This is a genomic window from Pseudomonas sp. TWRC1-2 (assembly GCF_049896685.1).
GTDB lineage: Bacteria > Pseudomonadota > Gammaproteobacteria > Pseudomonadales > Pseudomonadaceae > Aquipseudomonas.
In genome coordinates this window covers 303,251-323,012 of the sequence record NZ_JAFCUU010000001.1, presented here as the reverse complement: position 1 = coordinate 323,012, position 19,762 = coordinate 303,251, and the positions used below count along the sequence as shown (strand labels likewise).

15 protein-coding genes are annotated in these 19,762 nt (G+C 60.4%); 3 read left to right on the top strand and 12 right to left on the bottom strand.

Translation table 11 applies throughout. The features are described 5' to 3' along the window. Window positions 1–14: 14 nt before the first annotated feature. The 3 genes from ACP7B3_RS01395 to ACP7B3_RS01385 all read right to left on the bottom strand — a co-directional run bounded on the left by ACP7B3_RS01395 (window position 15) and on the right by ACP7B3_RS01385 (window position 4,293). On the bottom strand, window positions 15–1,448 hold the full coding sequence (locus ACP7B3_RS01395) for a serralysin family metalloprotease (RefSeq protein WP_106578104.1): 1,434 nt from the start codon (window positions 1,446–1,448) through the stop codon (window positions 15–17). A 367-nt stretch (window positions 1,449–1,815) separates the two neighbouring features. Next, entirely contained in the window at window positions 1,816–2,919 is a 1,104-nt protein-coding gene (locus ACP7B3_RS01390; RefSeq protein ID WP_426177383.1) for a P1 family peptidase, read from the bottom strand. 9 nt (window positions 2,920–2,928) lie between these two features. Then, the gene (locus tag ACP7B3_RS01385; RefSeq protein ID WP_262206715.1) at window positions 2,929–4,293 is read right to left on the bottom strand and encodes an APC family permease; all 1,365 of its coding nucleotides are present in this window, start codon (window positions 4,291–4,293) and stop codon (window positions 2,929–2,931) included. 199 nt (window positions 4,294–4,492) lie between these two features. Here ACP7B3_RS01385 and ACP7B3_RS01380 point away from each other — a divergent pair, with 199 nt between their 5' ends. Beyond that, the gene (locus tag ACP7B3_RS01380; protein WP_145160552.1) at window positions 4,493–5,278 is read left to right on the top strand and encodes a helix-turn-helix transcriptional regulator; all 786 of its coding nucleotides are present in this window, start codon (window positions 4,493–4,495) and stop codon (window positions 5,276–5,278) included. Between the two features lie 301 nt (window positions 5,279–5,579). On the opposite strand, the gene ACP7B3_RS01375 is transcribed toward ACP7B3_RS01380, so the two are convergent. The 4 genes from ACP7B3_RS01375 to ACP7B3_RS01360 are packed head-to-tail and all read right to left on the bottom strand — an operon-like array spanning window position 5,580 to window position 9,353. Beyond that, window positions 5,580–6,659 (bottom strand): polyamine ABC transporter substrate-binding protein, encoded by a 1,080-nt coding sequence (locus ACP7B3_RS01375; protein ID WP_242196897.1) that lies wholly within the window; start codon window positions 6,657–6,659, stop codon window positions 5,580–5,582. A gap of 60 nt (window positions 6,660–6,719) precedes the next feature. Next, window positions 6,720–7,061, bottom strand: coding sequence for a cupin domain-containing protein (locus ACP7B3_RS01370; protein WP_426177380.1), 342 nt, complete (start codon window positions 7,059–7,061; stop codon window positions 6,720–6,722). Window positions 7,062–7,087: 26 nt separating this feature from the next. After that, window positions 7,088–8,494: an NAD(P)/FAD-dependent oxidoreductase gene (locus ACP7B3_RS01365; protein WP_426177378.1), complete on the bottom strand. Its 1,407-nt coding sequence runs from the start codon at window positions 8,492–8,494 to the stop codon at window positions 7,088–7,090. 49 nt (window positions 8,495–8,543) lie between these two features. Next, window positions 8,544–9,353, bottom strand: a complete 810-nt coding sequence (locus ACP7B3_RS01360; protein WP_426177376.1) for a helix-turn-helix domain-containing protein — start codon at window positions 9,351–9,353, stop codon at window positions 8,544–8,546. Window positions 9,354–9,609: 256 nt separating this feature from the next. Between ACP7B3_RS01360 and ACP7B3_RS01355 the strand changes: the two genes are divergently transcribed. Continuing rightward, a complete protein-coding gene (locus ACP7B3_RS01355; protein WP_145160542.1) occupies window positions 9,610–9,882 on the top strand; it encodes a DUF1652 domain-containing protein in 273 nt (90 codons plus the stop codon). Between the two features lie 67 nt (window positions 9,883–9,949). Here the strand turns inward: ACP7B3_RS01355 and ACP7B3_RS01350 are convergent, their stop codons facing one another. Beyond that, window positions 9,950–12,400 (bottom strand): UvrD-helicase domain-containing protein, encoded by a 2,451-nt coding sequence (locus tag ACP7B3_RS01350; protein ID WP_426177374.1) that lies wholly within the window; start codon window positions 12,398–12,400, stop codon window positions 9,950–9,952. Window positions 12,401–12,619: 219 nt separating this feature from the next. Here ACP7B3_RS01350 and ACP7B3_RS01345 point away from each other — a divergent pair, with 219 nt between their 5' ends. After that, window positions 12,620–13,315, top strand: a complete 696-nt coding sequence (locus ACP7B3_RS01345) for a pirin family protein (RefSeq protein WP_369302226.1) — start codon at window positions 12,620–12,622, stop codon at window positions 13,313–13,315. Between the two features lie 65 nt (window positions 13,316–13,380). On the opposite strand, the gene pgm is transcribed toward ACP7B3_RS01345, so the two are convergent. The 4 genes from pgm to ACP7B3_RS01325 all read right to left on the bottom strand — a co-directional run bounded on the left by pgm (window position 13,381) and on the right by ACP7B3_RS01325 (window position 19,711). Then, window positions 13,381–15,024, bottom strand: coding sequence for a phosphoglucomutase (alpha-D-glucose-1,6-bisphosphate-dependent) (gene pgm / locus ACP7B3_RS01340; protein WP_426177372.1), 1,644 nt, complete (start codon window positions 15,022–15,024; stop codon window positions 13,381–13,383). Window positions 15,025–15,129: 105 nt separating this feature from the next. Continuing rightward, window positions 15,130–16,536 (bottom strand): PLP-dependent aminotransferase family protein, encoded by a 1,407-nt coding sequence (locus ACP7B3_RS01335; protein ID WP_426177370.1) that lies wholly within the window; start codon window positions 16,534–16,536, stop codon window positions 15,130–15,132. Further along, window positions 16,533–17,966: a hypothetical protein gene (locus ACP7B3_RS01330; protein ID WP_426177368.1), complete on the bottom strand. Its 1,434-nt coding sequence runs from the start codon at window positions 17,964–17,966 to the stop codon at window positions 16,533–16,535. The genes ACP7B3_RS01335 and ACP7B3_RS01330 overlap by 4 nt, the downstream gene beginning before the upstream one ends. A 722-nt stretch (window positions 17,967–18,688) precedes the next feature. Next, window positions 18,689–19,711: a zinc-dependent alcohol dehydrogenase family protein gene (locus ACP7B3_RS01325; protein WP_106578091.1), complete on the bottom strand. Its 1,023-nt coding sequence runs from the start codon at window positions 19,709–19,711 to the stop codon at window positions 18,689–18,691. Window positions 19,712–19,762: the final 51 nt, after the last annotated feature.

The window sequence follows — 19,762 nt, the reverse complement described above, 5'->3', positions numbered from 1 at the left end:
CCGCGCGCTTTACATCACGCTACGATGTCGCTGACCGCAGCCTGGCCAACGGTGGTGACGAGGAAATCCGCCACGCCGTGCCCGGAGAAGTCCACGGCCAAGGTGCCCAGGTTGGTACCCGAGGCATAGCTGAGTACAGCATCGCCGGCATGCCCGGTAAATGCGTTGACGAAGCTCAAGCCTGCACCTTTGGTGATACCGGACAGGTCGATCTTGTCCGAACCCGAGGTGAAGTCGAAGATCTTGTCAGCAGCACCCGGCTTGGAATCGGAACTGGCACCGTATACGAAGGTATCGTTGCCGGCGCCGCCCCACAGTTGGTCCGCACCGCCACCGCCGTAGATGATGTCGTTGCCGGCACCGCCCTTGATGAGGTTGGCTGCGTTGTTACCAATGATCAGGTCGTTGCCCGAACCGCCGAAGGCGTTCTCGACCGTGACGCCCTTGGCGATGGACACGTTGCCCACCAGGCCGCCAACGTCGGAGAACGAGGCCTCATTGAGGTTGATCTTCTGGTTTTGGGTGAAACCGGAGAAGTCCAGGGTGTCGTTGCCACCACCGTCCCATACCGAGAACACCAGCTTGTCGGCATTGGAAGTAGCGCTGTAGAAATCACGCCCGGTGTTGGAGTTGAAACCGTAGGTGGTGTCGCCGGCGCGGGTGCTGTAGTTGGCACCGTAGAGCTTCTGGATCGCGGCAATGTCGTCGATCAGCGGGCCTGAAGCGTAAGCTTCGACGCCGCCCTTGGTGAAGTTCTGGTTGGTGTTGCTTTCGCTCCAGTAACTCATGACGCTGTAGCCACGCGTGTCCTGTCCATAGTCCGCGTCTTTGTACGAAGGGTTGCCGGTCCCGGCGTTGTAGTCGCCAGGGTGAGCCAGGCCCAGGGTATGGCCGATTTCGTGGGTCAGGGTCTGCCGGCCGTAGTTGTTCACGTCCGGGGTCTTGTTCGGCGTGTAGCTGCTGTTGGTCAGGTACCACGAGGTGCCGTCGTAGCCTGCGCCGGTGCCGGGCAGGTAAGCGAAGGCAGCCGCGCCATCCTGACCACCGCTGTAGTTGCCGAAGGTCATGTGCGTGTCACCGCCCGAGGCGCTTTCGGTAAAGCTCACGTTGGCGACATCCGACCAGGATTGCATGGCCAATACGGCCTGTGCTTTCTGCTGGGCGTTGAACTGGCTGAACCCGGAGATCCCATGTTTGTTCAGGGTGGCCGAGGAAGCCGAGGTGAGGAAGGTGTAGGTCAGATCGATCTTGCCGTTGTGATTCACATCCTTGTACGAGGCGCCATCGCGCAGCAGGTGGTCCGCTGCCTGGTCCACGGAAAAGGACGGTTTGCCATTCACCGTGAGGTTGCCGCCACGGTCATACAGATGGCTGAAGCTATCGATTTGCGAGTAAGCAGTGCTGGCTTGCGCGGCAGAAACAATAGCTTTGTCTTTTACTTTTGACATAAACGTACTTCCTTGTTTGCAAGTGCATCAGTCTTTGGTCGATAGGAACCCCGCGGGCGAGATCGTCCTATCACTCGCCTCTTTTGAAGGCGTATCGAAACTGACACAACTTGAAATCTTTCGTCTACAAATATTTCCGCGATGAAAATGTGACGTGGATTCAAGTTAAGGAAGTCGCAGGCAGTGTTTATTGGGGACAACTGCGTTTGCGCAAAAGCTCCGGCCCGAGTGGTATTTAAATATTAAATAGCAGTAAAGCCGCTCAACTTGAGCGGCGCACTTGAATAATGGATCCAATATATTGTCACGGTGTCATTGGCGACATTAAAGAGCCACTACTTAGATAATTAATTAGACTTGTCCCCTATTACGGGGACACGCTCCAACCGCACTTGTTTAGTGCGGTCAATAAGGTCTCGTCCGCCAGGCCGGGCACCCTGACGCCGTCCTCGGTGGTCATGTCCTCGCCGGCCAGCATGGCGTTGATGATCGCCTCCTCCACCGCCTCCGCCGCTGCGCTGAACAACGGCGAAATATGGTCGTTGTTGAGCATCTGCAACGCGCTGCTCAGCGGCAGGTTCTTGCGCCCGTAATCGGCCGGTGGCAGCTCGTGGTTGCCGGTGGCGAATGCCAGGAACAGGTCGCCGCTGGAGTCCTCGGTGCCGCCGCCCGTGCGTGCAATGCCGATCGACGCGCGTTGCGCCAGACGCCGGCACTGATGCGGCAGTAAAGGCGCGTCGGTGGCGATGATCACCACGATGGAGCCCATGCCTGGCGTGCCGCGCGCGGCGAAGGGGGATGCAATGCCCTGCAAGTGACGGCCAACCGGGTAACCGTCCACCCGCAGCTCCTGGCGCTTGCCATGGTTGGCCTGCACCAGCGCGCCGACGGTCCAGCCGCCCTCCTCAGCCGGCAAGCGCCGCGAGGCGGTGCCGATGCCGCCCTTGAACTCATGGCAGATCATCCCGGTGCCGCCGCCCACTGCGCCTTCCTGCACCGCGCCGCCTTGGGCGCTATCCAGCGCCTCGCGCACATGCTCGGGCTTGACGTGCTGGCCCCAGATGTCATTGAGCAGCCCGTCGTAGGTTTCCATTACCACCGGCATGCACCAATACACCGCCGGGTCCGCCAGACGCTCACGCTCCAGGGCAATCAAGGCGTCACGCACCACGCCGATGCTGTGAGTGTTGGTGATGGCCACGGGCGTGGTCAGCAATCCCGCTTCGCTGATCCATTCAAGGCCGGTGGCATCGCCATTGCCGTTGAGTACGTGATACCCGGCGAAGCACGGCTGGTGCCGCGCCTCGCCTTCGCGCGGCTGGATCACGGTGACACCGGTACGCACTTGTTTGCCGTCGATACACGCCTTGAGCGTACTGTGGCCGACCCGAACGCCCGGCACATCGGTGATGGCATTCAATTCGCCGGGCGTGCCCAGCCCCAACGTAATGCCCAATTGACGTGCACGCATACCCACTCCTTACAATTTTTGATACGCCGGACTCAACCGGCCACTGATGCAATAAAAAATGACCGACAGCGCGAGCAAGCCGATGATGATCATGATGTCGCGCACCGACGCCGCGTAGATCAAGGTCACCAGCAGGTAACCTGCGCCCAGCACGGCCAACACCGCCGGCAGCGGCCATAACGGCATGCGATAAGGATGCTCGCGATCACGCAGCAGCACCCGGCTCATCAGCGCGCACAAGGCCACCGCCAGGTACACCAATATGATCAGTAACACGCTGAAGGATGTGAGGTCCGCCAGGTTGGAGCTGAAACTCAACAGCGCCGACGGGATGGCCAGGAACAAGGTTGCCAGCCACGGCGAATCCCAGCGCGGGTGAATGCGCGTGAACAGTGTGTTGATGCGCGGCGTCCACAGCGCATCGCGGCCGCTGCTGAACACCACGCGGCCGATCTGGATGACGATGGCGACAATCGCGTTGAACACTGAGAGGAAGATCCCCGCACTGACCAGCCGCGACAGCGTTTCATTGCCGTGGCTGGTCAGCAGGTAGCCGATCGGGTCCGGGCTGCTGATCATCGCACTCAACGACGGCGCGCCGATCAACAGCGCGGTGATGGGCACCAGTTCGATCACCACCACCAGCCCCAGTGACCACAGCACCGCCTTGTGCACGCCTTTGCCGCCACACTTCATGTCTTCAGCCAACAACACGGCGGGGCCGTAACCGTTGTACGAAAACAAGCCGATACCGACCGCGCCGATCACCAAGCCCCACGGCGCCAGGTGCAGCACGCCGTTTTCGACGATTTGCGGCTGGAACAACACGCTGGCCGGCTGCACCGGGTTGCCGAAGCCGATGCACACAATCACCAGCAACGCGGCGATTTCCAGCAGCAGGCAGGTGCCGGTGATCCAGGCGTTGAGCTTGATATTGAGGATGCCCAGCGCGTAGCTGCACACCACGATGACCAGGGCGACGGTTTGCGAATCGAACTGCGTGCCCAGGGCATTGTTCAGGTAGGTCGCCGCGCCAGTGGCCAACACCGGTGGGATAAACAGCAGCATCACCAGCACGGTCAGGAAGGTCGCGTAGCCGGCCATGCCGCCAAACACCCGCTTGGCGTAGACGTATTCGCCACCGGCACTGTTGTGCGCGCGGCCCAGCTCCGCGTAGCAGAAGGCGAACATCAAGGCGAGCAAGCCGGCCATCACAAACGCCAGGAACACACCACTGCCCGCTTGCTGGATGGCAAACGGGGCAATCACAAACACGGAACTGGCCGGCGTCACCGCAGAAACGGTGATGGCGACCACATCGAACACGCTCAGCGTGGGTTTGAGCACGCCGTCTGGTGCGGGGGAAGCACTCATATCGTTATCCTCTGTCGTTGTTTTTGATGTGAGGCAGAAACGAAAGGTCTGGCGTTTGCGGGATATGTTTCCCACTGGATGGTCGAGAAAGTAAACGCTGCGTGTAGGCAGGCCAATTCCCCTATTGGCGTACTCCCCTTGACGGTACGCGCTAAAAGCCGAACCCTTGGCCGATATTTTGAGGGTGGGAGCCTGTGAGATGAGCCTGTTCAGAGAGGTCGGCATGCACGCAGGCCTGGGCCGCACCGTCGCGCATATCGGCACCGAGCGGTTCTGGAAGCAGCTGGTGCTGTTGCTGCACCAATGCCTGCCGTTCGATAACGCGCTGGCGATTTTCTATCCTGCCGACGGCCCGCCCCAGGCCCTGGAAGAATACGACGCCCAGCCCAGCAGTAAACCGGCGTCGATGCTGGTGTACCTCAATGGCCTGTACTTGCTCGACCCGTTTTACCAGGCCTGCCGCGAGGGTTATGCCAGTGGTGTGTATCGCCTGGAGGAAGTCGCGCCGGATCATTTCCGCCAGAGTGAATACTTCCTCAACTACTTCCACGACAACGTGCTCGAGGACGAGGTGCAGTTCATCCTGCAAGTGCCGGGTACGGGGACCTTGTCGTTATCGCTGGGCATGCAGCGGCGGTTCAGCGTTGAGGAAACCGGGTTGATGACGATGCTGGCAGCCTGGGTGTTGCCGTTGATGCACCAGCATTGGCAGCAAAGTACCCAACGCGCGCCGGCGATGGACAGCCAGATCCGGGATGCGCTGAGCCATTTCGGCAGTGGTGTGCTCTCGGAGCGGGAGCTGGAAGTGGCGCGCCTGGTGCTGCGCGGGTTCTCGTCCAAGGCCATGGCCGAACGCCTGAAGATCTCGCCGGACACCGTGAAGGTGCACCGGCGACACCTGTACGCAAAGCTGGATATCTCGTCACAGCCGGAGCTGTTTTCGCTATTTATCCAGTCGCTGGGGCACGATTTGGAACACCCCTGACTGCATGCGCGGTTGTGATGAGCCGGGTTGTTGTGGCTGGCAGGGTTACTGTGGTGAGCGGGGTTACTGTGGTGGGCAGGCTTGTTGTGGCGAGCGGGCTTGCTGTGGCGAGCGGGCTTGCCCCGCGTTGGGGCGCGAAGCGGCCCCCAGTTGGGATGAATGTGGTGTATCAGGCAGTCCTCAGCGGCAGGTTTTGGGGCCGCTTCGCAGCCCAACGCGGGGCAAGCCCGCTCGCCACAACAAGCCCGCTCGACACAGGGAGCCCGCTTCTCACAACAGGGCCTCACCACAGCAGCTAAGCCTATCGCCCGGTACGAATGGTGTTCCACACCCGCGTACGAACCCGGTCGATGTTCAGCGGCATCGCCTCCAGTGCAAACAGCTTGCCCATCATTTCCGGGCTCGGGTACACCTTGGTGTCGGCTTTGATCGCCGGGTCCACCAGGCTGTCGGCGGCGGCGTTGCCGTTGGCGTAGTGCACGTAGTTGGTGATGCTGGCCATCACTTCCGGGCGCAGCAGGTAGTTCATGAACGCATAGCCGGCCTTTTCGTCAGGCGCGTCGGCCGGCATGGCGACCATGTCGAACCAGATGGCGGCGCCTTCTTTGGGAATGTTGTAGCCGATGTTCACGCCGTTCTTGGCTTCCTTGGCACGGCTTTCGGCTTGCAGGATGTCGCCGGAGAAGCCGACGGCCACGCAGATGTCGCCATTGGCCAGGTCAGCGGTGTACTTCGATGAGTGGAAATACGCCACGTACGGCCGCACTTTCATCAGCAGGTCTTCAGCCTTCTTGTAATCCTCGGGCTTTTTGCTGTGGTGCGGCAGGCCCAGGTAGTTAAGCGCCGCCGGCAGCAGTTCCGGGCCGTTGTCGAGGATCGCCACGCCGCATTTTTGCAGCTTGGCCATATTCTCCGGCTTGAAGATCAGGTCCCAGGAATCCACCGGGGCGTTGTCGCCCAGCACGGCCTTGACCTTGTCGATGTTGTAGCCGATGCCCGTGCTGCCCCACAGGTACGGGAAGCCGTGCTGGTTGCCCGGGTCGTTGTTTTCCAGGGCCTTGAGCAGCACCGGGTTGAGGTTTTTCCAGTTCGGCAACTGGCTCTTGTCGAGCTTTTTGAGGGCGCCGCCCTGGATTTGCCGGGCCATGAAGTGGTTGGACGGAAACACCACGTCATACCCGGATTTGCCGGTCATCAACTTGCCGTCGAGGGTTTCGTTGCTGTCGTACACGTCGTAAGTGAAACCGATGCCGGTTTCTTGCTGGAAGTGCTTGGTGGTGTCCGGCGCGATGTAGTCCGACCAGTTGTAGATCTTCACCGTCTCGGCGGCCTGGCTGATAGTGGCCACCAACATCAAGGGCAACAGGGCAATGGCTTTCATGGTTCGATTTCCTGGCGGTTTTAGGGCTGTTTTTATGGCAGGCGATCAAGGATCAAAGCGTTACAGAATCAATACATAGGTCTTGCGCACGGTTTCCTGGATATCCCAGACTCCGGTGCTGTTGGCCGGCAACATCAGTGCATCACCGGCTTGTAGGTGGACGACTTCACCGTTATCGGGCGTGAAGGTGCAGCGGCCCTGGATAAAGTGGCAAAACTCCTGGGACTTGATCTGCCGACGCCAGCGCCCTGGCGTGCACGCCCAGATGCCGGTTTCGACGCCGTCGCTGCGTTCCACACTTAAGGTCGAGGCCACGGCGACGGGTTCGCCCAAGGGCACGGCCACCGGTGACGAGTCCGGCAAGTGGGCATTCAGCGTGTCTTTGAATTGAGTGATGCTCATGGGTTTTCCCGTGTGAGTGAAACGTCTTAGTGCATGAAGCCTTCCATGAACCCGGCCACGCCGGTCGCCAACTTGCGGCGCCAAGGCGCGGTATTGGGGTTGGCCAATACCTGGTCTTCATGGACGAAACTGCGAATGATCGCGTTGTAGCCCAGCCAGCGGCACGGCTCGGGCTCCCAGGCCTTGAGCGCGTCCAGGCCACGTTCGCGAATCACCCAAGGCTGGGTGGTCAGCGGCGTATCGAGGCCCAGGATCAAGTCAGCCAGGGTGCGGCCACCCAGGTTGCTGGCGCCTACGCCCTCCCCGCCGTAACCACCGGACAGCGCGATGCCGGTCTTGTGGTCACACAGCATGTGCGGTCGGAAGTTACGTGACATGCCGAGGTTGCCGCCCCACGAGTGGGTAATCCGAACCTTCTTCAGCTGCGGGAAAAGTTCGCCAAACAGGTAGCGACGCAGTTCCACTTCGCTGTCGGTCAGGTCGAAGTTGTGGCGCAATTTACCGGCGAACTGGTAACCGCCCCGCGCGCCGAACACCAGGCGGTTGTCGGCCGAACGCTGGCCGTAAGTGACCTGGCGGCTGCTTTCGCCGAATGCCTGGCCGTGGCTCAAGCCGATTTCATCCCAGGTGCTGGCGGGCAGCGGCTCGGTGGCGACAATCAGGCTCTGTACCGGCAACTGATAGCGACCCAGCGGCGGCAGCGTGGTGGCATAGCCCTCCACCGCCGGCACCACCCAAGCGGCCCGCACTCCCGCCTTGGCGGTGCGCAGGCTGCCGGACTGCCAATGGGTGACCGGGCTGTTTTCGTAGAGGGTGACGCCCATGCTCTCCACGACGCGCGCCAGGCCACGCACCAGTTTGGCCGGGTTGATCGTCGCCACATGCGGCGCGTAGATGCCGCCATAGGGTTTGGCGATACGGATCTGTTCGGCCAGCTGTTGCGGGCTCAGCCAGCGGTAATCGTCTGCTGTCAGGCCTTGGGCGTAGAGTTTTTCGAGGTAGCGGCGCAGGCTGCCTTCCTGCTCGGGGTAGCGCGCGGCGCAGTACAGCGCGCCGCCCTTGCGGTAGTCACAGTCGATGCCCTCACGGGCCAGCACCCGTGCCACTTCATCGGGAATGCCGTGCAGCAGGTCAAAGGAGGCGCGGCGTTGTTGCGGGTCAAGCCCGGCGAGCAGGCGATCTTCGCCGAGCAAATTGCCCATCAGCCAGCCGCCGTTGCGGCCAGAGGCGCCAAAACCTGCGGTTTGCGCTTCGATAATTGCAATTTTCAGCTCGGGTGCCTGGCGTTTCAGGTAATAGGCCGTCCACAGGCCTGTGTAGCCGGCACCGATGATGGCCACGTTGACGTCCAGGTCATGCTCCAAGGCCGGCCGCGCCAGCAGCGGGTCGTCCAACTGGTCCATCCATAAACTGATATTGCGCCATGCCGGCATGCCAAGCTCCCCTACCTCGTTTCGATAGGCTGGATCCTAGAGCGCGGTGTTATGGGCTGTCTTGCGCGCGTGCACGCAGAGAAATTTGTTTGACGTAGGCCTTGGGCGACTGGCCGGTGTGCTGACGAAAGGCACTGTAGAACGCCGACAGTGAATTGAAACCGGCGGCGAACGCCAGGTCATCGACTTTTATCGGCGGTACGGCGTTATCCAGCGCGGCCAGCAAGTGTTGAAGCCGGGCCTGGTTGACGTAGCGGTAGAAGCTCTGCCCCAGCACCTGGTTCAACAGGTAGGAAATCTGATTGCGACTGTAGCCGCATTCCTTGGCAACCCGTTGCAGGTCCAGTTCCGGGTCCAGGTAGGGCTGCTTGAGTTCGAAATAGTGTTGCAGGTCATTGGCCATGTGCCCCAATTGCTGGGGCGACAAACCCAGGCGGCTGACCGTGGGGCGCATGGCCTGGGTCGGCTGTTCGTGCACCAGTGACGCGTATTCGTTGACCCGCCAGATCAGCCCGTCACGCACAGTGATGGCCTCGCTGGTGCGAAACGACACCAGGCCCTGGCCGCCCCGCAAGGTGATGCGGTACTGGATGAACGCGGTGTCGCCGTCGGCACGAATGCGGTCGGTGTGCTCAATGGCTTCGTCGGCGCCGCGCGGCATGCTGGCTTGCAGGTAGTCACGCAGTTCGGCGTAGCCGATGACGCGGTTCTGGAAGAAGTCGTGGTACTGGATGTCCGGATGGTAATAGGACATCACGCCATCCAGATCGCGATGGCGCCAGCACAGGTGGTGACGCAGCACCAGATCGCCCGTGGCTTGGGTGTGTTGGCAATCATCGTCCGGAGCGGTCTGCGGCATGGGCGGCTCGGTTGCGGGTAAACCCTGGAGAGTGCCGAATTTCAGGGCAGCCTTCAATGGTCAATTGGCGCTTCTGAATAATGGCCTTTTGCCTAGTTTGTAGTAGGAGATGACCCACATCAAGGTATTGAAAAAGAACTGCCCAACGGGCCTAAAAAAGTCACCTTGCGCTTGCGAACGGGTGCTATTTTGAACTTCTTCGATGCCCTGACCAGTGACGGTCATGGCCCCTGCCGCGAGCTAAAGGAAGCGCTCAATGAAGAAGGTGGGCAACATGAATAAAGTGACATTTCCCAACGCTTGCCAGCTGATGCGCTGGCATTTTCATCCGATGGGGTTTGAGGGCAGCATGGACGCCCCCGGCAGCATGGTCGCCCGCCTGTTTGATCGCAGCAGCGGCGAAACGTTGATCGCGATTGCCGGCATTCCCTGTGCCACCGTGATGAATGCCGCCGATGTAGAGCGCATCATCGAAGCCGTCGAAGCTGAGCTGGAGTGTTTTGTGCCGCCGCTGTCCTTGCGGGCCTGACCTCAGGTTATCAGGCGACGTATAGCTCATGTGGGAACGGCTGGCGCCTTCCCACATCACGTTGCACTCACTGGCCGCGCTGATCGTCAAAAAACGCTTTCTTGCCATCTACCCGTTCCGAAGCCCTGGGCACATTCACGCCCTGGCCCTCCGGCTTTTCCACGTACCAATAGCAATGGCTTACCGCTCGGGTGATACCGACATAGGCCAGGCGCAGCACTTCGTCTTTTTGGGCAGCGTCATACGGCTCGCTGTCACCGTCCTCGCCCAGGCCAGCCATGCGGTAGACCTGATTCTTGTAGGGCGAGCTGGTCACATGCTGACAATCACCCAGCAGAAATACCGCATCGGCCTGTAGCCCTTTGGCGCTGTGATAAGTCAGTTGTCTCAGCCTGCGGTCCGGTAACGGCAAGCTAGAATCAGCATTAACTACAGACTGAATATGCTCCTGAATCAATAACTTATCGATACTTTTTCGATAAAGCATTAACACCGATTCGCCTCTTTGGTAGTGCGTCAACAACTGCCGGGCCAACGCAGCGTCGTCGCGCTCAAGCACCGTCACGGGTACCAACGCCTTGGGTTCGCCACTGGCCTTGGCTTTTTTGCCGGGGATTGCCGGGGCGGCGCGCACAATATGCTCGGCGGCGTCGATGATGTGCTGGTGGCTGCGGTAGTTCTCACTCAGCATCACGCGGGTGGTGCTCGGCGACGGGAATTCGGTGTTGAACGCCATGAAGTATTGGGGTGAACTGCCGCGCCAGCCATAAATCGACTGCCAGTCATCGCCCACACACAGCAAGGATGAACGCTGTGCGCCGCGGCCTACGTGCATCGCCGGGCCGCGAGCGCGGATTTCGCGCAGGCTGGCGCGAATCCACGACACGATCTGCGGTGACACGTCCTGAAACTCGTCGATCATCAAGTGCGACATCGGCCGTAGCAACGGATCGCTGAGCAGCTTGAGATTTTCCGGGGTATTTTCGCCGAACAGCGAAAACATCCGGTTGTAGGTCATGATCGGCGGCGATTGATCGAGCAGGTGATCTTCCAGGGCTTTCCAGAAGATGCTCAGGGCTTCAAAAAACAACCGGTCGGGATCGTCCTTGGCAAAGCTCATCTGGCCCACGGCAGTCGGCACGTCCAGGCCGAGGTTCTCGATGAACCCGGCAGCCATGACAAAGCTGTCCAGCAGTGGCGCCGAGGCGAGTTCACCTTTGACCTTGTAATCGAAGCCCGGCCCTGCGGTAGCATCGCCGGCCAAGCTGCTTAATAGACGCTTGGAAGATTCATAACTATCTAGCCAAATCATAGGCTTACGACAGAAAGCTTGAAAAAGGGTGCGCTTTACTACCCACTCGGCGCGCACCGAAAGCTTCGAATTTGGCCGACTGATCTGGGCGTTTTCGCGTGAATCGAAGCCCAGCATTACCCAGGCGTCCAGCTGCGGAATATAGCCGTGACAGTGAAACTGCGCGCCATTGATCTCAAAGGTCTGACGGCTCGGCTCAATGCCCTTGATCGGCCAGGCGCCCGCACGAAACCACAGGTCTTCGATGACATCGCAAAGTTCTTCATCACGCTTGGCGGCCAGCTCGGTCACGGCGATACGCTTTTGCACATCCGGATGATCACGCTCCAGCTCCTTGAGCTGCAGGCCATGACGGGCCAAGGGTGCAATCAGCTCACGGAAACGCTCGTGCCGGCCGTGCAGCTGGTGGTAGCAGGCATTCATCTGTTGGCGTTGGGCATCGCCGATGCGCAGGTCGAATGGGTTGCTGTCCGCGTCCTCGACACCACTGCTGAGGTTCTCGAACGCCTGCAGCCGTTCAAAGCCAGGCAAGCTGCGTACCATCGGCAGGATGCGTGAGTGGAAGGTACGCACCACGGCCTGGGCTTCTTTGCTGCCAAGGGGTTGGCCCCACAGGCTGAGAATTTCCATGAGCTTGTTGATGAAGTCCTTGCGCGATTCGCGGGTGAAGGTCACCACGGTCATCGAGCTCAGTTCAAAGCCCAGATAATGGGTGAGCAACAGGATCCGCAGCACCAGAGAGGTGGACTTACCAGCACCGGCACCGGCGATCACCGACGTCGAAGGCGTGTCGCTGAAGATCATTTTCCATTGCGCACTGCTCGGCTGTGCATGGGCCGGCAGTAAACGCGTCACATCCGCCTTCATGCGCTTCTTCACGTCGGCGCTGAGCGGCAGCCGCCAGTCGTCGAACAGGCTGTCATCCACACCTGGCGCCTTGTGCTCATCGGGACGGAAGTCACGGATCAGCAATACCTGACGGCCCTCTTCTATTCCGTCAGCCTTGCCTTCGCGATAGCCATATTCCACACCGGCTTCGTGCCCGCTGCGAAATCCGTCAGCCTGGCCGTGCAGCCAGGAAAACCGATGCTGCGCACGTAAACGCGTCAGGCCGTGGCCAAACAAGCGGGCGGCCAGCCGTTTCAGCAGCGGCATTTCTGCCAGAGGTCGAAGCTCAGGGGGCAAATCAGGCGTTTGTTGCGGCACGCGGACTCCAGCGATGAGGTTGGTTTTGGCGAAGGCGCCATGGTCGCCGGAATCGGCGCTCAGTTCCAGCCAATTGCTTTGACGTCATGCGGTTAGGCGATGAAGTGAAAGTTGAAACGCCTGCAACCAATCGAATAATTGGATGAGAATACGGCAATTTTTACGCTTTTTATCGATCATGCACTGGCGGATCATGGCCTCCATCAACAGGAGACCCTCATGCTCGAACTTCGACCTTTCAACACGCTGGGCGGCGCCCATCATGGCTGGCTTGACGCCCATCACCACTTTTCATTCGCCCAATACCACGACCCCAAGCGCATGCACTGGGGCAACCTGCGGGTATGGAACGACGACATTATCGCGCCGGGCACGGGTTTCCCGCAGCACCCGCACCGCGACATGGAAATCATCACCTACGTGCGCGAAGGCGCGATCAGCCACGCCGACAACCTGGGCAACAAGGGCCGTACCGAGGCCGGCGATGTGCAGGTGATGAGTGCCGGCACCGGGATCGCCCACAGCGAATACAACCTGGAGGCCACGCCGACCAAAATTTTCCAGATCTGGATTATCCCAAACGAGGCCGGCCTGCCGCCTTCGTGGGGCGCCAAACCCTTTCCCCAGGGAGATCGCGAGGGCTTTGTGACCCTGGCCAGCGGCAAGGCCGGTGACAGCGAAAGCCTGCGCATCCGCGCTGATGCGCGTCTGGTGGCGGCCAACCTGAAAGCGGGAGAAAGTGCCGAGTATCGACTGGACAGCGGGCGCCGCGCGTACCTGGTGCCGGCGACGGGCGTGATTGAAGTCAATGGCTTGCGTGCGCAAGCTCGAGACGGCGTGGCGGTTGAGGATGAGCAACTGTTGCGGGTGACAGCGATTGAGGACAGCGAGATCGTACTGGTCGATCTGGCTTGAAGTGACGTTCGTTAACCTGAAAACATGGGAGGGAACAACCCCCTCCCACATCGGGTATGGCGTGATTACTGACTGATTGCGCCGTCGACCAGCACCTGCGCTTCTTCCACCAGTTGCTTGAGGTGATCCTCGCCCACAAAGCTCTCGGCGTAGATCTTGTAGATGTCCTCGGTGCCCGATGGGCGCGCGGCAAACCAGCCGTTTTCGGTCATCACCTTCAAACCGCCAATCGCCTGGTTGTTGCCCGGCGCATGGCTGAGGATCTGCTGGATGCTTTCCCCGGCCAATTGCGTGGACGTGACCTGTTCCGGCGACAGCTTGCCCAGCAAGGCTTTCTGCGCCGGGGTGGCCTTGGCGTCGACGCGGATCGCGAAGGGCTCGCCCAATGCGTCGGTCAGGCCACGGTAGATCTGGCTTGGGTCCTGGCCTTTGCGCGAGGTCATTTCTGCCGCCAGCAGGGCCGGAATCAAGCCATCCTTGTCGGTGCTCCACACCGTGCCGTCCTTGCGCAGGAACGAGGCACCGGCGCTCTCTTCGCCGCCGAAACCCAGGGAGCCTTCAAACAGGCCATCGGCAAACCATTTGAAGCCAACGGGCACTTCGTACAGACGACGGCCAATACGCGCGGCCACGCGGTCGATCAAGCCACTGCTGACCACGGTCTTGCCCACGGCGGCATCGGCGCGCCAGTCCGGGCGGTTCTGGAACAGGTAATCGATAGAGACGGCCAGATAATTGTTCGGCGCCAGCAGGCCGCCGGACGGCGTGACGATGCCGTGGCGATCGTGGTCTGGGTCGCACGCGAAGGCCACGTCGAACCGCTCCTTGAGGCCGATCAAGCCTTGCATCGCATAGCTGGAGGACGGGTCCATACGGATCTGGCCGTCCCAGTCGACGCTCATGAAGCGGAAGGTGGAATCGACTTCAGTGTTCACCACGTCCAGGTTCAAGCGGTAATGCTCGGCAATCGCCGACCAGTAGCGCACCCCTGCGCCGCCCAGCGGATCAACGCCCAGGCGCAAATCGGCGCTGCGGATGGCGTCCATGTCGATCACGTTGACCAGATCGGCCACGTAGCTGTTGAGGTAATCATGGCGGTGCGTGGTATCGGCCTTGAGCGCCTGGGCGTGGGTGATGCGCTTGACCCCGGCGAGTTTGTTGGCCAGCAGTTCGTTGGCCTTGGCTTCGATCCACTTGGTGACGTGAGTATCGGCTGGGCCACCATTGGGCGGGTTGTACTTGTAGCCGCCGCTTTGCGGCGGGTTGTGCGACGGCGTGATCACGATGCCGTCGGCCAGGCCCGTGGTGCGGCCGCGGTTATAGCAGAGGATGGCGTGGGAAATTGCCGGGGTCGGCGTGTATTCATCGCCCTCGGCCAGCATCACGTGCACGCCATTGGCCGCCAGGACTTCCAGCGCACTGGCACCGGCCGGTGTCGACAGCGCATGAGTGTCCAGGCCGACGAACAAAGGACCATTGATACCTTGGGCTTCGCGATACAGGCAGATGGCCTGGCTGATGGCGAGCACGTGCCACTCGTTGAAGCTCAGCTCAAACGAGCTGCCGCGGTGGCCGGAGGTGCCAAAAGCCACGCGCTGGGTGGAGATCGCTGCATCAGGCTGGCCTGTGTAGTAGGCCGTGACCAGTCGCGGGATATCCACCAGCAACTGAGCTGGCGCCGGCTTGCCCGCAAAAGGACTGATAGTCATGCATGAACCTCGAAAAGAAGGATTTGGAAAAAACGACAGTTTACTGAGAGTTGGACTACTACGCGACGGTATCGATCCTACAAAACTCAGAGAAATTTCACGCATCTAGCCTGTTTGTGCCTGCCGCAGGGCATCAGCCAGTGCCACCAGCGCAACTTCCAGGTTGGGCTGCCCATGAAAGGTATGGCTCAAACGCATGTGCTGATGGTGCAGGCCGCCGACACTGAACAACTCGCCGGGCGCCACCACCACCTGCCGGGCCAGCAAATACTGGAACACCTGGCGCATATCCACCGCCTGGGTCGAACCCAACCAGAAGGTCGCGCCGCCGGCAGGCATCCGATAAGTCACTTGATCGCCCAAATGCTGCTCGAGCAGCTGGCTCATTGCCCCGGCTTGCTCGCGCAGCAACTGACGCAGGGTGCGCAGGTGCTGATCAATCTGCCCGCTCTGATACAGGCGGGCAATCGCGCGTTGACGAATTGACGACAACCGGAACGAGCGCAGCAGAAACTGGCGCTGCAATTGGCTGCTCATGTGCCGGGACAGCACGTAGCCATAAGGCGCTTCTGGGCCGAGAATTTTCTCGAAGGCGGAAAACACCATCAGCCGCTCCGGGTTCACCAGATCGCGCAAGGCCGTGTGGGGTGGTTTGAAACTCAATTCCCCGCACGTATCGTTCTCCAACAGCCAGCACCCATGCTGGTCGAGCAATTGCGCCACCTTGAGGCGATCGCGCAACGCCATCGCCACGCCGGAGGGCTGGCTGACCGTCGATGACAGCAGCACCAGGCTCACGCGCTCGTCGCGCAGCAGGCCTTCAAGCGACACCAGGTCGAGGCTGCCGTCGTGCGCCCAGGGCAATTCGAGCAGGCGGATGCCGGCATCCTGCAGCAGGCGCAGGATCAGCCAGTCGCAGGGCGACTCGATAATCACCGTAGAACCGGGCAGGCCAAGCACCTCAATGAGGATATCAAGCACCCCGCGCAGGTCGGCACCGATATACACGTCGTCGGCGTGCCAGCAGCGCGTCGGCGACGAGGTGTAACGCGCCGCCAGCGCTGCGCGCAGCTCCCACACCCCACATGGCTGGGACCAGGGCTGCAAGTGGTGCGGGTACTGGCGCACCAGCTCCCGCTCCAGGCGCAACAGTGTGCTGTCCAGCGACGCCAACAAGGCAGGCTCATCGCCACTGAGCACGACCATGCCCGGGCGTCGCGCGGCCACATAGAGGCGCTCGAGCAAATCCCCGCTTGGCCACGTCGAGGTGCTGCCGGCAAGCGGCCAGGCGTAATAGCCTGATTTGGCCACTGAGTACACCCTTCCCTCTTTCTCCAGCAGCGAGTAAGCGTACTGGATGGTGGAGATGGACACGTTCAGGCGTTGGGATAACTGGCGTAGAGACGGCAGCTTCACCCGGCTATCGCTGCTGACCTCATCAATCAGGTTGATCATGTAGCGATACACCGCCTGATAGGCGAAATCCGCCTGCCGCACGCCACGCAGGGTCATCGCCCGGACAGCTGCAAGGCCATGTCGGCATTGGGCGTCGACCGTTCCTGACGGCAACCGCGAGCGGTACTGCCAGGGCCGCCCGGCATTGGCCGCTTGCGGTACAGATGCTGGAGCAACGGCAGCGGCAGCCCGCTGGCGTCGGTGACCCATTGCTGCAACATCTCGGCAGCGGGCTTGCCCTGCAGCACTTTGTGCAGTTCCGGCAGCGCCACCAGCATGCCCGAGTGGCACTGGCGCAAATAACCTTCCAGCCGCTCACCGTGGTGGATAAAGGGCGAAAACAGCAGACAGATCAACTGACCCTCATCCAGGCCGAAAAACTGCTGGGCGTGCTGGGCCGACACGGCGCGTCCTTCGCGGCTGACAGTTTGGGTGATCAATGCTTCGCACACCTGTCGACGACGTAGGTAATTCGCTGCCTGCAGCATGAACCCTTCGACGCCCGCTTCGTAATCCAGCGCCCTCAGGCTCTCGGCTTGCAGGCCGCGCAGGTGCGCCATCAGCATTGGGTTGGCAAAGGTCGGATGACTCAGATGAAAGCCCAATGGGTCCGGGTTATAGGCCATGAACTCGGTCAGCAACGGCGCGCAACCGCGGTCAATGCCATCCAGCAGGTCGGCGATACCGATGTACGCGAGGTGGCGGTGGCCACCCGGGCTGGTGTCGCTCTTCGCCACATAGTGCTCACCGTACAAGTCGCGATAAATGTCGTCACTCCACTGATCCATGCGCGCGAACAGCCCATTGAGCGTCGCGGGCCTGCCCGCAGGAACCTGAACGCCCGCGGCCTGGGCGGTCTTTTTCAGCCAGGCGAGCAACTGGCCCTGCTTGCGCGCGCAATCGCCGCTGACCAATGCATGCACGCCACCGTCCCAGGCGGTGACGCGCTGGTAGAAGTCGCCCAGGGCCAGATAGGTCTCGTTGCACAGTGTTGCGCGAACGTCACCGGAAGACAGATGCCCCATCATCAGCATGTTGCGCTGGCTGACCTCGCGCCCAGTGGCGGAGGCCGGGCGCTGGTGGTTGAAAGGCAGCACCTGGTGATTTTCCACCATCAGCAGTTCAACCCGTGGGTCGTCGTGAAAAAACAACTGGCTGTAGCCGCGGTGAAGCGTGTCGAGCGTGCCTTGGGTCATGCCGCTGTGACGCAAGGTGGCCACCCGCAGCTGGAACGTCCTGGGGGCGCGGCCGGCAATGCTCAATTGCGCGGCACGCAACAGCGCCAGGGTGTAGCTGCTCACTTCACCGCCGCCATGGGCCACCAGCACCTTGTAATCGCCCACCTGCTCCATACCGCCAGCGGCAACGACAATCCGCTGTATCAACAACTGAAGTGCTGTACGTTCTGCACGATTGAAGTGCCCGATGAGCCGTTGCAGTACTTGCTGGTAAACATAATTCATAGCTTGTTCGTGAATAGCGCTCATAGCTCTACTACCTGAGTTGAAATATCAGTTTCAAGCAACTACCGAGACGCACTGCCCGGTCTATTGCATCTGTAAGAAGGGTGCCCGCGCTACCGTGTTCGCGATAAATAAACACTAGCACTCTGCAATTAACCGACATGGAATATGCACCGGCGCATCGTTGGAGCATCCATTGCGCCAACAGGCCGTGCGTGAGGCGTCCAGGCCGTCAATGCGGCAATCCTAGGAATGCTCCGACGGCCCCCTACACTCATTTATCCTTGAACTAGAAGATGAATCTGACACATAAAAATCTTCTAACTTTGACCTCCGCTGGTTTATCGATTGAGGCTCGCCTGGAAAGTACCCGCTTCCTCGGGTCCAGGCAGTTGCTGCATTATCGTGGGTAGTTGCAGGGACTGCCTGCTGGGGTATCAGAGTATCAATCATTACTCGGTCCTTGAGTTGAACGTGAAGACTCAATTATCAGGACTGGAATAATGATTAACAGATACAGAAGCCGGTCGAAAACCAGTTCAGATAATTATCCGTTGCCGCGTAAATAGCGCGCACACAAAGACGCCGCGCTGAAAATCAGGGCGGCGGCAGGGGCAAAGGTATCGTTTACAGGACCGACAGACGCTCGCGCGTTTCATGCAACGCGCGGGTTAAGCCCTGCTAAATGGCGCATTTGTCTCATACGCCCAGGGCTCGGATGACTCATTTGCGAATATTCCTACACCTCAAACAGCTTCAACCTGCAACGCAACGCGTTCGCGACACGGGCATTCGTCCATATAGCGGTGGGCTTCCACGAACTGATTGAACGGAAACACCGTCGTTTTCAACGGCACCAGTACGCGGTCGGCCGTCAGTTGGTTGATATCACGCAGCGCACGCTGCAAGGCCACCTGGTCCTGAATGATGCCCAGCTCCGGCTTGCCGGTGAAGTTGCCGATGCAATGCACAAAGAACTGAATGTTCTTCTGAAACGCTGCGCACGCCGGAAACGGTGTCTGGTTGCCGCCTTGCAGGCCATACAGCACCAGGCTGCCACGCGGTGCCAGTACGTCCCCGAGCAACGACATCTGCGGGCCGCCCAAGCCATCGAACACCACGTCAACGCCGCGGTTGTCGGTGAACTTGTTGACCTGCATGAGCAAGTCCTGTTCTTCGGTGACAATCACCTTTTCTGCCCCCAGCGACAGCAGGTACTCACGCTCCGCGCTGTCTTTGGTCGCGGCAATCACCCGCACACCCAGGGCTTTGCCCAATTGTACGAACGAGGGGCCGGCGCAGTGGCTGGCGTCGGTCACCAGGGCAAACTGGCCGGGTTTGACCCGCGCCAGGTCCACATAGGCAAAGTACGCAATCAGCAGCGGCGTGTAGTGCACGCTGGCTTCAATCGGGCTCAATACGTCCGGATAACGGGTCAAGGCCGAACGGGGCAGGACGATCTGTTCGCCATACACCGGGTAATCATTGGGGCTCTCGGCCGGAAAACTGGCCACTTTATCGCCCACCGCCAAGTCATCCACGCCGTCGCCGAGGGCTACAACCACCCCGGCCATCTCGTGGCCAAGGCCCGAAGGCAGACGTGCATGGGAAGACGCCAGGTTCTGGCGCCACAAAATGTCATACCAGCTGATGCCAATCGCGTCGACACGCACCTGCACTTCGCCCGGTGCGGGCAGCGCGGCTACATGCTCTTCGCACTTGAGCACCTCGGCCGGACCAAACTTGTGAAAACGGATCGTGCGGGACATCGCAAACCTCGTCAAAGTAACCTCTAATGCCATGAACTCTATCTGGGCTTT

Excerpts from the sequence above, each read along its gene's own strand:
- ACP7B3_RS01395 (WP_106578104.1), bottom strand. The coding sequence starts at position 1,448 with ATGTCAAAAGTAAAAGACAAAGCTATTGTTTCTGCCGCGCAAGCCAGC.
- ACP7B3_RS01390 (WP_426177383.1), bottom strand. The coding sequence starts at position 2,919 with ATGCGTGCACGTCAATTGGGCATTACGTTGGGGCTGGGCACGCCCGGC.
- ACP7B3_RS01385 (WP_262206715.1), bottom strand. The coding sequence starts at position 4,293 with ATGAGTGCTTCCCCCGCACCAGACGGCGTGCTCAAACCCACGCTGAGC.
- ACP7B3_RS01380 (WP_145160552.1), top strand. The coding sequence starts at position 4,493 with ATGAGCCTGTTCAGAGAGGTCGGCATGCACGCAGGCCTGGGCCGCACC.
- ACP7B3_RS01375 (WP_242196897.1), bottom strand. The coding sequence starts at position 6,659 with ATGAAAGCCATTGCCCTGTTGCCCTTGATGTTGGTGGCCACTATCAGC.
- ACP7B3_RS01370 (WP_426177380.1), bottom strand. The coding sequence starts at position 7,061 with ATGAGCATCACTCAATTCAAAGACACGCTGAATGCCCACTTGCCGGAC.
- ACP7B3_RS01365 (WP_426177378.1), bottom strand. The coding sequence starts at position 8,494 with ATGCCGGCATGGCGCAATATCAGTTTATGGATGGACCAGTTGGACGAC.
- ACP7B3_RS01360 (WP_426177376.1), bottom strand. The coding sequence starts at position 9,353 with ATGCCGCAGACCGCTCCGGACGATGATTGCCAACACACCCAAGCCACG.
- ACP7B3_RS01355 (WP_145160542.1), top strand. The coding sequence starts at position 9,610 with ATGAAGAAGGTGGGCAACATGAATAAAGTGACATTTCCCAACGCTTGC.
- ACP7B3_RS01345 (WP_369302226.1), top strand. The coding sequence starts at position 12,620 with ATGCTCGAACTTCGACCTTTCAACACGCTGGGCGGCGCCCATCATGGC.
- pgm (WP_426177372.1), bottom strand. The coding sequence starts at position 15,024 with ATGACTATCAGTCCTTTTGCGGGCAAGCCGGCGCCAGCTCAGTTGCTG.
- ACP7B3_RS01335 (WP_426177370.1), bottom strand. The coding sequence starts at position 16,536 with ATGACCCTGCGTGGCGTGCGGCAGGCGGATTTCGCCTATCAGGCGGTG.
- ACP7B3_RS01330 (WP_426177368.1), bottom strand. The coding sequence starts at position 17,966 with ATGAGCGCTATTCACGAACAAGCTATGAATTATGTTTACCAGCAAGTA.
- ACP7B3_RS01325 (WP_106578091.1), bottom strand. The coding sequence starts at position 19,711 with ATGTCCCGCACGATCCGTTTTCACAAGTTTGGTCCGGCCGAGGTGCTC.